This window comes from Moraxella equi, assembly GCF_002027555.1.
GTDB classification, from domain to species: domain Bacteria; phylum Pseudomonadota; class Gammaproteobacteria; order Pseudomonadales; family Moraxellaceae; genus Moraxella; species Moraxella equi.
Genome location: NZ_MXAP01000078.1, coordinates 1 through 13,397, shown reverse-complemented (window position 1 = coordinate 13,397; position 13,397 = coordinate 1). Strand labels below are relative to the sequence as shown.

Annotated in this window: 16 protein-coding genes; 14 read left to right on the top strand and 2 right to left on the bottom strand. The window is 44.3% G+C overall.

Annotated elements, in window-relative coordinates; all coding sequences use genetic code 11:
• Nucleotides 1-16: 16 nt before the first annotated feature.
• Nucleotides 17-139 (bottom strand): hypothetical protein, encoded by a 123-nt coding sequence (locus B5J93_RS14215; protein WP_265734207.1) that lies wholly within the window; start codon nt 137-139, stop codon nt 17-19.
• Between the two features lie 282 nt (nt 140-421).
• Here B5J93_RS14215 and atpB point away from each other — a divergent pair, with 282 nt between their 5' ends.
• The 11 genes from atpB to B5J93_RS13535 all read left to right on the top strand — a co-directional run bounded on the left by atpB (nt 422) and on the right by B5J93_RS13535 (nt 10,188).
• On the top strand, nt 422-1,306 hold the full coding sequence (atpB, locus tag B5J93_RS08205) for a F0F1 ATP synthase subunit A (RefSeq protein WP_029102939.1): 885 nt from the start codon (nt 422-424) through the stop codon (nt 1,304-1,306).
• A gap of 48 nt (nt 1,307-1,354) precedes the next feature.
• Nucleotides 1,355-1,600 carry a F0F1 ATP synthase subunit C gene (gene atpE, locus B5J93_RS08200; protein WP_003658962.1) on the top strand — a complete coding sequence of 82 codons (246 nt, stop codon included), beginning with the start codon at nt 1,355-1,357 and terminating at the stop codon, nt 1,598-1,600.
• A 96-nt stretch (nt 1,601-1,696) separates the two neighbouring features.
• Nucleotides 1,697-2,167: a F0F1 ATP synthase subunit B gene (locus B5J93_RS08195; RefSeq protein ID WP_029102940.1), complete on the top strand. Its 471-nt coding sequence runs from the start codon at nt 1,697-1,699 to the stop codon at nt 2,165-2,167.
• Between the two features lie 12 nt (nt 2,168-2,179).
• Entirely contained in the window at nt 2,180-2,821 is a 642-nt protein-coding gene (locus B5J93_RS08190; protein ID WP_079325951.1) for a F0F1 ATP synthase subunit delta, read from the top strand.
• A 33-nt stretch (nt 2,822-2,854) separates the two neighbouring features.
• A complete protein-coding gene (atpA, locus tag B5J93_RS08185) occupies nt 2,855-4,399 on the top strand; it encodes a F0F1 ATP synthase subunit alpha (protein WP_079325950.1) in 1,545 nt (514 codons plus the stop codon).
• 66 nt (nt 4,400-4,465) lie between these two features.
• Nucleotides 4,466-5,338 (top strand): F0F1 ATP synthase subunit gamma, encoded by an 873-nt coding sequence (gene atpG, locus B5J93_RS08180; protein ID WP_078274458.1) that lies wholly within the window; start codon nt 4,466-4,468, stop codon nt 5,336-5,338.
• Between the two features lie 37 nt (nt 5,339-5,375).
• A complete protein-coding gene (gene atpD, locus B5J93_RS08175) occupies nt 5,376-6,800 on the top strand; it encodes a F0F1 ATP synthase subunit beta (RefSeq protein ID WP_065255032.1) in 1,425 nt (474 codons plus the stop codon).
• Between the two features lie 85 nt (nt 6,801-6,885).
• Nucleotides 6,886-7,302 (top strand): F0F1 ATP synthase subunit epsilon, encoded by a 417-nt coding sequence (locus tag B5J93_RS08170; protein WP_079325949.1) that lies wholly within the window; start codon nt 6,886-6,888, stop codon nt 7,300-7,302.
• 139 nt (nt 7,303-7,441) lie between these two features.
• Nucleotides 7,442-8,164, top strand: a complete 723-nt coding sequence (locus B5J93_RS08165) for a response regulator (protein WP_029102947.1) — start codon at nt 7,442-7,444, stop codon at nt 8,162-8,164.
• Between the two features lie 94 nt (nt 8,165-8,258).
• Nucleotides 8,259-9,938, top strand: a complete 1,680-nt coding sequence (locus tag B5J93_RS08160; RefSeq protein WP_079325948.1) for an ATP-binding protein — start codon at nt 8,259-8,261, stop codon at nt 9,936-9,938.
• Between the two features lie 79 nt (nt 9,939-10,017).
• Complete coding sequence (locus tag B5J93_RS13535; RefSeq protein ID WP_158080715.1) at nt 10,018-10,188, top strand: hypothetical protein; 171 nt, start codon at nt 10,018-10,020, stop codon at nt 10,186-10,188.
• Between the two features lie 39 nt (nt 10,189-10,227).
• Here the strand turns inward: B5J93_RS13535 and B5J93_RS08155 are convergent, their stop codons facing one another.
• Nucleotides 10,228-11,664: an ATP-binding protein gene (locus B5J93_RS08155; protein WP_079325947.1), complete on the bottom strand. Its 1,437-nt coding sequence runs from the start codon at nt 11,662-11,664 to the stop codon at nt 10,228-10,230.
• Nucleotides 11,665-12,204: 540 nt separating this feature from the next.
• On the opposite strand from B5J93_RS08155, the gene rpsP reads away from it, so the two are divergent.
• The 3 genes from rpsP (at nt 12,205) to B5J93_RS08140 (ending at nt 13,397) form a co-directional block, all read left to right on the top strand.
• Nucleotides 12,205-12,450, top strand: coding sequence for a 30S ribosomal protein S16 (gene rpsP, locus B5J93_RS08150; RefSeq protein WP_029102950.1), 246 nt, complete (start codon nt 12,205-12,207; stop codon nt 12,448-12,450).
• A gap of 155 nt (nt 12,451-12,605) precedes the next feature.
• On the top strand, nt 12,606-13,139 hold the full coding sequence (rimM, locus tag B5J93_RS08145) for a ribosome maturation factor RimM (RefSeq protein ID WP_078274453.1): 534 nt from the start codon (nt 12,606-12,608) through the stop codon (nt 13,137-13,139).
• A gap of 3 nt (nt 13,140-13,142) precedes the next feature.
• On the top strand, nt 13,143-13,397 hold the full coding sequence (locus B5J93_RS08140; protein ID WP_079325946.1) for a YfhL family 4Fe-4S dicluster ferredoxin: 255 nt from the start codon (nt 13,143-13,145) through the stop codon (nt 13,395-13,397).

Genomic DNA, 13,397 nt, shown 5'->3' with positions numbered 1-13,397 from the left:
ATAAAATTTAACGATTTCAACCAATTTTTGCATGGAAAATGGCTAAATCTTGTTTTTCATCGTCAAAAGCTTGTTTGATAGAATGACTATCAAACTTCACTTTTTCCTTGAAAAACGTGCGATTTTTCTCATTTTTCATGGCAAATACCAGTATTCAACACGCCCTACAAACATTCCGATAAAAATTTCATAAATTTACAAGTATGCTATTTTCAATGATTTGTATGAAATGATTGACAATAATGTACTTTAAATGAATGATTTAAAATTGCTGATTGATATTTATGGGATAAGTTGAACCAGCAATTTTTTATTGTGTCATTTTAGAGCGTGTTGAGAACTCAACACCTTGCAAATTGATGGATTGCGTGATGAATTTTTCACACGTTCTGATTAACCAAGTTAAAAATAAGAGCTTATTATGGCAGCGGATTCTTCAGAATATATTGCTCACCATTTAACCAACTGGACGTATGGTTATCATCCAGAACATGGTTGGAAAGTGGCACACACCGCCCAAGAAGCCGCAGAGATGGGCTTTAAAGCCATTCATTTGGACTCCATGCTGTGGTCGGTTGGTTTGGGTGCTTTCTTTTGCTGGCTGTTTTGGATGGTTGGGCGTAAGGCGACATCAGGCGTACCTACCAAGCTACAAGCCTTCATTGAGATGATTGTTGATTTTGTGGACAACAGTGTCCGTGAATCTTATAAAGGTCCATCAAAGCTGATTGCACCTTTGTCATTGACGATTTTTGTGTGGATTTTCTTGATGAACTTGATGGATTTGATTCCTGTTGATTTCATCCCTGGTACCGCACAGTGGATTGGCAGTCTGATGGGTCACGACCCGCATCATGTTTACTTTAAGATTGTACCAAGTACTGACCCGAACATCACGCTCGGTATGGCATTTTGTGTGCTACTGCTCATCATTGGTTTTGGTCTTAAATACAAAGGCGTGGGCGGATTTATTGGTGAGTTTACCTTACACCCATTTAGTGCCAAAAACCCAATCTTGCAAGCGATTTTAATCCCCATTAACCTAGTTTTAGAGACAGTAACTCTGCTTGCCAAACCCATTTCGCTAGGTCTGCGACTGTTTGGTAACATGTATGCCGGTGAGCTTATCTTTATTCTGATTGCACTTATGTACATGTCTGAGAGCTTGTTTGTTAAAGGCTTGGGCGTACCGCTACATTTGGCTTGGGCAATCTTCCATATTCTAGTTATCACTTTACAGGCGTTTGTGTTTATGATGTTGACGATTGTTTATCTGTCGCTCATCTCACAGACATCAGAACATTAATTGACACTTTTTATTTTAACCCTTCAAATAGGTCATTAAGGAGACATCATGGATCCAGTAATCGCTCAGTACACGCTTCTTGCTGTGGCTCTTCTAATCGGTGCAGGTGCTTTGGCAACTGGTATTGGTTTTGCTATCCTAGGCGGTAAATTCCTAGAAAGCACTGCTCGTCAGCCTGAGCTTGGCTCACAACTTCAAACCAAAATGTTCATCGTGGCAGGTCTTCTTGATGCCGTACCGATGATTGGTGTTGGTATTGCCATGCTTCTACTATTCGCCAACCCATTCGCATAAGTTGAAGCGGTCAGTCTAGGTCCATTCTTGTCGGCAGTTTACTTGCCGACAGCAATTGGCTATCACCTGACTTTCACTAACAAATGAGGTGATTGGATGAATATTAATTCCACCATTATCGGTCAGATGATTGCGTTTGCGTTTTTCGTGTGGTTCTGCATGAAATTCGTATGGCCGCCACTCATCGGAGCGATTAACGAGCGTCAACGTAAAATCGAAGAAGGCTTAAACGCCGCCGAAAAAGCAAAAGCTGACCTTGCATCTGCTGAGTCACAAGTCCAAGCAGAGTTTGCAAGTGCCAAAGCTGAGGCTGCTTCTATCATTGAACGTGCTAACAAAACTGCCAATCAAATGATTGAAGACGCCAAAGTCACAGCCCGTCTTGAAAGCGAGCGTATTATTGGTGCGGCCCAACAGACGGTTGACCAACAAATTGCCCAAACTCGTGAACAGCTACGTTCACAAGTTGCGACTCTTGCAGTACTTGGTGCTGAAAAGATTCTAGAAGAAAAAGTTGATGAACAAAAACATGCCAGCATGCTAGCACAACTGGCAACCAAGCTGTAATTAGAGGAACTCATGGCTGAATTATCTACCTTGGCAAGACCTTACGCAAAGGCTGCGTTTGACTATGCTAAAGAGCAAAATGCGATTAACGAATGGGAAGACTTCTTGTTGATGGCATCGGATATTGTGCGTAATGACGCATTTATTGGTTTGCTACACAATCCAGCCATTCCCGCCAGTCAAAAAGCTTCGGTGCTGATGGATATCTACACTAGCCAAAGACCGAATAACTCACCACTTGCCCAAACGTTGCAGACAGCGGCATCACAGGGCGTGGACGTGAGTGCGGCGGCAGAAGTATTAGCAGGAAGTAAGCATCTGACAGCCAATAAGGCATTGACAAACTTTGTCAGCCAGCTGTCTGATAATGACAGACTGTCTTTGCTTCCTGAGATTCATGCTCATTACAGCAAGCTAAAATCACAAGAGCTAAAACAGGTTGACGCTTACGTAACATCAGCCTACCCACTAACTGAAACCCAACGCAAATCCCTACAAGAATCCTTGGCTATCTCAACAGGTTCTATCGTGATTTTACACGAGGCTGTGGATAGTTCACTGTTAGGGGGTGCGACCATTAAAGTGGGCGATAAGTTTACTGATGGCTCGGTGCGTGGCAAGTTAAAACAATTAAAGACTCAGCTAACAGCATAAACTGTGGCTGTCTAAATTATAGGAAACAAGGCAATGCAACAATTGAATCCAGCTGAAATCAGCAATCTGATTAAGCAACGTATTCAAGACCTTGACGTAAGCGCAACTGCTAAAACTGAAGGCGTTATCGTCAGTGTCTCTGATGGTATTGTAAAAATTCATGGTCTAGAAGAAGCCATGTATGGCGAGATGATTGAGTTTGAAGGCAATGTCTATGGCATGGCACTAAACTTAGAACAAGACTCAGTCGGTGCGGTCGTTTTGGGCGACTATTTGCCCCTACAAGAAGGGCAAAAAGCATACTGCACAGGTCGTATCCTAGAAGTACCCGTAGGTCCTGAACTGTTGGGTCGTGTGGTTGATGCTTTGGGTAATCCTATTGATGGCAAAGGTCGTATCAATGCTAAGCTAACCGATAAAGTTGAAAAAATCGCCCCTGGCGTTATCGCTCGTCAATCGGTTGATGAGCCTGTTATGACAGGTTATAAAGCGGTTGATACCATGATTCCAATCGGACGTGGTCAGCGTGAACTTATCATTGGCGACCGCCAAACAGGTAAGACCGCCATGGCAATCGATGCCATCATCGCCCAAAAAGACTCTGGCATCAAATGTGTGTATGTTGCTGTTGGTCAAAAACGCTCAACCATCGCTAACGTGGTGCGTAAACTAGAAGAGTCAGGTGCATTGGCTTATACTACCGTTGTGGTTGCATCAGCATCAGAGCCTGCGGCACTGCAATACATCGCCCCATATTCTGGCTGTACCATGGGTGAGTACTTCCGTGACCGTGGTCAAGACGCACTTATCATCTATGATGATTTATCTAAGCAAGCGGTTGCCTATCGTCAAATCTCACTACTGCTACGCCGTCCACCAGGACGTGAAGCCTACCCAGGGGATGTATTCTACTTGCACTCACGTCTGTTAGAGCGTGCATCTCGTGTTAATGCGGACTATGTAGAAGCGTTTACGGGTGGCGAAGTCAAAGGCAAAACTGGTTCATTGACTGCCCTACCCATCATTGAAACACAGGCAGGGGACGTATCAGCGTTCGTACCTACCAATGTCATTTCGATTACTGATGGTCAGATTTTCCTAGAATCTAACCTATTTAACTCAGGTATTCGCCCTGCGGTAAATGCTGGTATCTCGGTATCTCGTGTGGGTGGTGCAGCTCAAACGAAAATCATCAAAAAGCTCTCAGGTGGTATCCGTACAGCCTTGGCACAGTATCGTGAGTTGGCTGCCTTTGCTCAGTTTGCATCGGATTTGGATGACGCAACCAAACAGCAACTTGAACATGGTCAGCGTGTGACTGAGCTGATGAAGCAAAAACAATACGCACCGATGTCTATCGCTGACCAAGCGGCGGTCATCTATGCATCAAACGAAGGCTATCTTGCTGATGTACCTGTTGAAAAAATCGGTGCTTTTGAGCAAGGTTTGTTAAGCTTCCTTCGTGGCGAACATGGTGCTCTCATGAGTGAGATTGATGAGACTGCCAACTATAATGATGACATCGAGAGTCGTCTAAAAGCAGGGATTGAAGCTTTCAAAGCATCTCGTAGCTACTAAGAGCAATATGGTGTATCATTGATACACCATATACCCATTTAAACTGAGTCCAGTTTTGGAATAATTATGGCAAGCTTAAAAGAAATACGTGCAAAAGTAACCAGTATTAAAAGCACTCAGAAAATCACACGTGCCATGCAGATGGTTGCTGCCAGTAAAATGCGTCGGGCTCAAGAACGCATGGGCATGGGTCGCCCTTATGCTGAAAGTATGCACCGTGTGATTTCACACCTTGTGCAAGCACAGTCCGATTATAAGCACCCTTATATGGTCAGTCGCCCTGTGAACCGTGTGGGTTTTATCGTGGTTACTTCTGACCGTGGTTTGGCGGGTGGTCTAAACATTAACCTGTTTAAAAGTTTATTAAAGTCAGTCAAAACTTACCAAGAGCAGTCTGTCGAAGTTGAGTTTGCAGCCATTGGCTCAAAAGGCGTTGGTTTTTTCAAAAACTTTGGTGGTAATGTCACATCGGTAGTTACTGATTATGGCGATAGCCCAAGCTATGAACACATCAGCAGTCCTGTACAGACCATGCTTGATGATTACCAAAATGGCAAATTAGATAGAATCTATTTGGTATACAATCAGTTCATCAACGCCATGACCCAAAAACCATCAATCACTCAGCTTGTTCCTTTACCTGAGGGAGCTTTGTCCGATGATGAGGGCATCAGTCACGGTTGGGATTATATTTATGAGCCTGATACAAAGACGTTGATTGACAGTTTGATGGTACGCTATATTGAATCATTGGTTTATCAAGCCGTCCTTGAAAACATCGCATCAGAGCAATCTGCTCGTATGGTAGCGATGAAAGCGGCGACAGATAATGCTGGTAATTTAATTAAAGATTTACAATTGGTTTATAATAAGCTCAGACAAGCAGCGATTACCCGAGAGATTTCGGAAATCGTTGGTGGTGCTGCCGCTGTATCATAAGTCAGTTTAGCTGAATATAAAAATTTAGGAGAACGCAATGAGCGGTCGTATTGTGCAGATTATCGGTGCGGTAATTGACGTTGAGTTTAGCCGTGGTGAAGTCCCCCAAATCTTTGACGCACTTCATGTTGATGGCACGGAAACTACCTTGGAAGTCCAACAGCAGTTGGGTGATGGCGTGGTACGTACCATTGCCATGGGTTCTACCGAAGGTCTAAAACGTGGCTTACCTGTTTCTAATACAGGTGCACCCATCTCTGTGCCTGTGGGTACAGCAACACTAGGACGTATCATGGACGTATTGGGTCGCCCAATCGATGAAGCAGGTCCTGTGAATGCTGAGCAAAAATGGTCTATTCACCGTGAAGCCCCAAGCTATGATGAGCAGTCTAACTCAACAGAGCTACTAGAAACTGGTATTAAAGTGATTGACCTGCTTTGCCCATTTGCAAAAGGGGGTAAAGTTGGTCTGTTCGGCGGTGCCGGTGTTGGTAAGACCGTTAATATGATGGAGCTTATTAACAACATCGCCCTAAAACACTCAGGTCTGTCCGTGTTTGCTGGTGTGGGTGAGCGTACTCGTGAGGGTAACGACTTCTACCACGAAATGCAAGAAGCTGGCGTTGTTAATACCGAAGACTTTACCAAGTCAAAAGTTGCGATGGTATACGGTCAGATGAACGAGCCACCAGGAAACCGTTTGCGTGTTGCTCTAACTGGTCTGACCATGGCAGAGTACTTCCGTGACGAAAAAGATGAAGCCACTGGCAAGGGTCGTGACGTTCTGTTGTTCGTTGATAACATTTACCGTTATACCCTAGCAGGTACCGAAGTATCAGCACTTCTAGGTCGTATGCCATCTGCGGTAGGTTATCAGCCGACACTTGCCGAAGAGATGGGTGCGTTGCAAGAACGTATTACTTCTACTCAGTCAGGTTCGATTACTTCTGTACAAGCCGTTTACGTTCCTGCGGACGACTTGACTGACCCATCGCCTGCGACCACCTTTGCTCACTTGGACGCAACGGTCGTACTTAGCCGTGATATCGCTTCACAAGGTATCTACCCTGCGGTTGACCCACTTGATTCAACATCGCGTCAGCTTGACCCACAAGTTATCGGTGATGAGCATTATAATGTCGCTCGTGGTGTGCAAGAAGTACTACAACGTTATAAAGAGTTAAAAGACATCATTGCCATCTTGGGTATGGATGAGTTGTCAGAAGAAGATAAGCTAGTTGTTTATCGTGCTCGTAAAATTCAGCGTTTCCTATCACAGCCTTTCCACGTGGCAGAAGTGTTTACAGGGGCACCTGGTAAATATGTGGCACTGCGTGATACCATTGCTGGCTTTAAATCCATCATCAGTGGCGAATATGACCACTTGCCAGAGCAAGCCTTCTATATGGTTGGCGGTATTGATGAAGTGATTGCAAAAGCTGACAAGCTAAAAGCTGCTTAATGTCCAAAGTTAAGATTGGAGAAATCCAATCTTAATTGACTTTATCACGGACAAAACGATGATATAAATATAGATAGGAGTCATCATGGCAACATTTACATGCCGAGTGGTCAGTGCCAGAGAAGAGCTTTACTCAGGTGAGATTAGCGTGCTTGTGGCTTCGGGTATTGATGGTGAGCTTGGTATTTTGGCAGGTCATACGCCAATCATTACTTTGCTAAAACCAGGTCCTTTGCACCTAAAATCAGCCGATGGTACAGATGAAGTGATTTATGTACAAGGTGGCGTACTTGAAGTTCAACCTAAGATTGTGACCGTGCTTGCCGATTCGGCAGAACGTGCCAGTAATCTGGATGAAGCAAAAATCGCCGAAGCTCGTCGCAATGCTGAGCAAGCCCTGGCAAATCAAAGTGCTAATATTGATACCACTGCTGCCCTGACAGCATTGGCAGAGTCATTGGCACAGCTACAAACCATTCAAAAGTACAAAAACCGTGCTTAATTATTTGCTTAATTACTGATGAAAAATCGTGCTTATCGTCAAAAAATTTGATAAAATAAGCACGTCTATTAAGCAGATTTAATTGATTGATGGCATTACCTGATTTTGATGTATCTTTTGATGTATTCAAGGACAATATATGACAACGACAGCCCCAGAAAAAGAAGACATCCCTCGAATTCTGATTGTTGAAGATGATGAGCGTCTTGCCGTCTTAACCCAAGACTATCTCAGACGTAACGGATTGGACGTGGCGATTGAAACTGATGGCACTCGTGCGATTCGTCGCATCATTAGTGAACAGCCTGATTTGGTGGTGCTTGATGTCATGTTGCCAGGTAGTGATGGCTTGACAGTGTGCCGTGAAGTACGCCCACACTATGCTCAGCCGATTTTAATGTTAACAGCACGTACCGAAGACATGGATCAGGTGTTAGGCTTAGAGATGGGGGCGGATGATTACGTGGCAAAACCTGCCCAGCCCCGAGTATTGCTAGCCCGTATCCGTGCCTTGCTTCGTCGCTCTGACTCGGCACCGACAGATGACACGCCACAGCGTTTGGAATTTGGTGATTTGGTCATTGATAATGGCGGTCGCTCTGTTACCCTAAATGATGAGCTGGTAGACTTTACAAGTGCTGAGTATGATTTGCTTTGGCTACTTGCATCCAATGCAGGTCGTATCTTATCTCGTGAAGATATTTTTGAGCGACTTCGCGGTATTGAGTACGATGGTCAAGACCGTTCAATTGACGTGCGTATTTCTCGTATTCGTCCAAAAATTGGCGATGACCCAGAAAATCCCAAACGTATCAAAACAGTGCGTAGTAAAGGTTATCTGTTTGTTAAAGAAGGCAATTAATTGTAATCTTAACATCAGTCAATATCCAAGCTATGCTACAATAAAGCCAGCCACATCGCTGGCTTTTTATTTTCACTCATGATAAGTCAATGGTATGGCACTCTCATCAATCACCGAACGTAGTATCTTTTTTCGTATTTATGCAGGGCTTTTGCTTGTCTGCTTTTTGGTTGCTTTTTTTGGCTATTTTCTCATGCAGGCAATTAACCAGCAACGCCTGCAATCTTACCGAGAGTCGATTGCCACGGTTGCTTTTTATTTAGGCACAGCTTCTTATGACAGACAGCATGAGAGCAACAAAGAGCAGTGGCTACTGGCAACCAGTCGAGCTTTTGGTTCTGAGATTCATGTAACGCCCGTTGATGAATTTGATTTTAAAGGGCGTGAGTTAAAACGTCTCCATGAAGGCAAATCTGTGGTGCGTCATGATGAGATGACCCGTCATTCTACGGTTTATCATCAAATAGAAGATGGTCAGAATATATTATCCGCCGAACTTGACCGCATTAACGAAAGACAGATTCATGCCGCCATGGGTTTTTTGCTTGATGATTTAAGACATTATGATACTTTGGAAGAAAAACAACAACGCCTTGCTTATCTAAGTAAAAATTTTGGCTACCCCATCGTACTCATGCCACTGGCAAGTTTGGAGTTGGACAGGGAGCAGTTTGATAAGCTAAACGCAGGCAAAGCGGTGCTGACTTTTGACAACCAAAATCAAAATCCGCATTTGTCAGTGATGGTTTCATCAAACATCCCTAATGAAGTGTTGGTGGCGAATGTACCGTTGTTTAATTTCTTCTCTTTGGACGTCATTATCAGTATTGTGCTGATTTGCCTGTTACTGGTCAGCTTTGGGGTGTATGCCCTGATTTTCCCATTGGAGCGACGTTTGCAACTATTACAAATGGGGGTTAATAAAGTTGCTGAAGGTAAACTTGACACCATGGTGCAGGTGGCAGGGTACGATGACATCGCCCGTCTGTCATCAACCTTTAATACCATGACCCGCCACATCAAAAGACTCATTGAGTCCCAACGCGAGCTGACCCGTGCCGTCTCCCATGAGTTAAGAACACCAGTGGCACGCATTCGTTTTGCGGTGGACATGCTTGCTGATGATGATGATTATGAGTCACGGCAGGTACAAAAGCAGTATATTGATGATGACATTGCTTCTTTAAATGAACTCATTGATGAAATTTTAACCTATGCCAAGCTCGAAGAAGGCTCGCCCAAGATGGATTGGGAAATGGTGTGCTTAAAAGAGCTCCTTGAACAAATCGAGCGTGAGACTAATGCTTTGGGCAAGCCCATTGCCATACAAATCAAACCGCCTACCCAAAAAGTGGTGGCGATGGCAGACAGGCGTTATCTACACCGTGTGGTGCAAAACTTAGCGGGCAATGCCCTGCGTTATGCCAAAAGCACCATCATTATCAGTGCAGGGGTCAAAAAAGGCATGGCATTTGTCACCGTCGAAGATGATGGGCATGGCATTCCTGAAGCTGACCGTGAGAAAGTGTTCATTCCTTTTGCCCGTCTCGATGACAGTCGTACCCGTGCGTCAGGTGGCTATGGACTTGGTTTATCCATTGTTTCACGCATTGCATTTTGGTTTAGTGGTAACATGAGTGTGGATGAAAGCCCAAGTTTGCACGGGGCGAGATTTACCATGGAATGGCCAGTCAAACAGGTGAGGGTGGTCATCGTGGCAGATGAGCTGACGGGCGCAAAAAGTGAGAAAAAGCTCATCGGTACAGACGAATAGCGATAAATGCAGATAACTGGCGTGGCATTTTGGTAAAGTTATGCTAAAATAAATTACAAATTTATCTTAGGATGTCAATATGCCTTATCTTTTTGGATTATTGGTGCTTGCCAATGCGGCTCTGTTGGGTTACTCTTTGTTGGTGCCTAGTACCGATAAGAATGTTGAGCAAGCCAAAACCAGTCTTGTCGCCCCCGTCAGCTTTACCGATACGACCAATCAGCTACCCCCTGAGATTGGTGAAAAATAATTAAAAATCACGTCAATTCATTAACTGATATGTATCAGTCTAATCGGAGCCAGTTTTGTCATCTTCACTGACGTCATGGTTTGTCGGATTGTCTGATGTGTCAGTTGTGCTTCGTATATTATCTACCAAAGGAATATGCACAAGAACTTCTAGCCCGCCATTGTCATGGTTGTGGGCGATGACCTCGCCTTGGTGCAGGTGAGCGATACGACTGACGATGGCAAGACCTAGCCCACTGCCTTGGGTTGTCCGTGCTGTCTCACCACGCTCAAAAGGTTGCATAATACGTTGTAGTTCACTCTCCGCCACACCCTCGCCCTCATCACGCACACTGATGGTGAGCATTCTTTTTTTAAGGGTGTTGGTGGTCAAATCATCAGCGTCTCGATAATCAATTACCGTCCCCAAATGAATAGGTTCACGCCCATAACGCACCGCATTATTGACCAAATTGACAATCAAGCGTTTCATGGATAAAGGACGCACCATGACATCTTCGGCGACCCGATTGTCATAGACAAAACGCACGTCATTAAACTGCACGCTGATTTCATGGAAAATCAGCTCCAAATTGGTCGCTCGCACTGCTTCATCCGAGCCGTCTTTCATAAACGACATGAACTGTTCCAAAATAGCATCCATGTCCTCGATGTCATACACCAGCCCTTCTCGAAAAAACTCATCAGGCAACATCTCGGCAGTCAGTCGCATGCGAGTTAGGGGCGTGCGTAAGTCATGGCTGATGCCAGCGAGCATGATGGTGCGTTCTTTTTGGGCTTGATGTAGGGTGTGAAATAGGCGGTTAAAGGCGGTATTGACTTTACGAATCTCATTTGAGCCAACCTCGGGTAGCACGGTCGCATGCCCTAGATGAATGTAGTCATTGGCGGTGCGTTCTAGTTTTTTGAGTGGGCGATTTAGGCGACGCACCAAAATCAGACTCACCAAAATGGTCAAAATCGGCAAGCCAAACACAAAGCCTGCCAGTAACCCCACACTGTACTGCGAATAATGAATGACAGGTTCACGCAGCCAAACGTTGGGGTATTTGCTGTCCCAAATCCACAGCTTAGGAGTTGGTTTGAACTTAAAATAGACCTTGACCTCACGCCCAAGCTCTCGGCTGACTTGCCCTGCAAAAATGTCGGTAAAAAAGTCAGCCACTATCTTGTCATTGACCACAGGAAACTCGCTCGGGTCGCTGATGATTTGCACATGGCTGTTGTCCTGCACCCATTTGAGCATGGCAGGGTCGTCTGCAAAGCTCTGATTGGCGTTGTCAATAAAGGTCAGCTCGCTTGCCAAATAACTGGCGTGATTCTTAATCTCAGGCAGATACAGGCTTCGCCAAATGAGCCAAATCGATAAAGCGATACTGGCAAAGACGATAAAAATCACCATGCTGACCGTCTGCCATGTGTTAGAATTTAGCGTGTGTCTGATTTTAAGCTGCCAGTATTTGTAATTTTTTTTCATAAAAATGGGATAAAAGTGCGATACGCTCTATTTTAACACACGTTTTGTGCATAAAGTCGGAAATTGCTTTGTTAAACCAATTTATGCCCATGTCGTCAGGCGTTACATCATGACGTGAGAATTTTTAAAAAATTACTTTGAAAATGGCATAAAAATTGGTATAATTAGGGTCTTTTTATAAATCTGGTTTTGCCATCGGCTCATCCTCACATTTTTGGCGACCAGTTTTTTCTTGCAAATACTTTATCATTTAATGAAGGGCGTGTTGAATACCGGTATTTGCCATGAAAAATGAGAAAAATCGCCCGTTTTTCAAGGAAAAAACTTGAGGCTGATAGTTATTCTATCAGACAAGTTTTTGACGATGAAAAACAATCCGACCACTTAATTGTGTAAATTTTAAGATTTTAACTTAATTTTTTAAATTAAGTGGTCGGATAGCCATTTTTCATGCAAAAATTGATTGAAATTGTCAAATTTTCATCTTATTTTATAAAATGTTATCAATGTTCAACATGCCCAATTCAAGAGAGAATTATCATGGTTGTTATTCGTCTAGCTCGTGGCGGTTCAAAAAAACGCCCATTCTACCAAATCGTTGTTGCTGACAAGCGTGCGTCTCGTGACGGTCGCCACATTGAGCGTATTGGTTTCTTTAACCCACTGGCTCGTGGTCAAGAAGAAGCGTTTCGCATTGACCAAGACGCTTATAATGCGTGGATTGGTAAAGGAGCTCAGCCTTCTGACCGTGTTGCTCAACTGGTTAAGGCTAGCAACAAAGCGTAATCGCTGACATCTTGTGTCGGTTTGTGTGTCTCTTATCATTGATTGATGAGTGTCATGCAGACCGATTTTTATTTATCTCTTTACTGGTTTTAAAATAAGTCAAAACTCTTATTTACCTTGCAAGCATTTATTTTTATTAATTTATTTAAAACGCCATGACAACATCGCCCAATCCCGACACGCTCATCCAAATCGCTACCCTAAAAAAACCTTATGGTATTAAGGGCTGGCTGTGGGTATTTAGCTTGACTGACAACCGCTCGGACATCTTTGACATGCCTCATTGGTACATGAAAACAGCACTCGGTTTTCGCCCTTTGACGGTCAGCGACTGGCGAGAGCAGGGGGCAGGGTTGGTGGCAAGTTTTAAGGAAGTGCCTGACCGTAACGTGGCAGAGACCATGAATGGCGTGAGCGTTTGGGTGGATAAATCAAACTTACCCGCTTTGGATGACGATGAGTATTATTGGTCGGACTTGGTGGGATTGACAGTCGTCAATGAAGAAGGCGATAATTTGGGCATCATCAAAGAGATGTTTGAAACGTCCGCCCATGCCATCATCTCGGTCAAGCCGACCGCCGAGAGCGTGGATGGCGAAGATAGACTCATCCCGTGGCATAGCGACATCGTGCTTAATGTGGATTTGGACGCCAAAACCATGCTCGTGGCATGGGGCAGGGATTATTAAGCCATGGCACTCAAAATCACAACCGACTGTATCAACTGCGATGTGTGTGAGCCTGTCTGCCCTAATGAAGCCATATCAGCAGGGGATGACATCTATGTCATCAATCCCGACCTATGCACCGAATGCGTGGGACACTATGACACGCCTCAATGCGTGGACATTTGCCCTGTGGACTGCATCCCCAAAGACCCTGATTATGACGAGAGCGAAGATGAGCTACTTGCTAAATATCATAAAATTACCCCACTCTCAACTTAA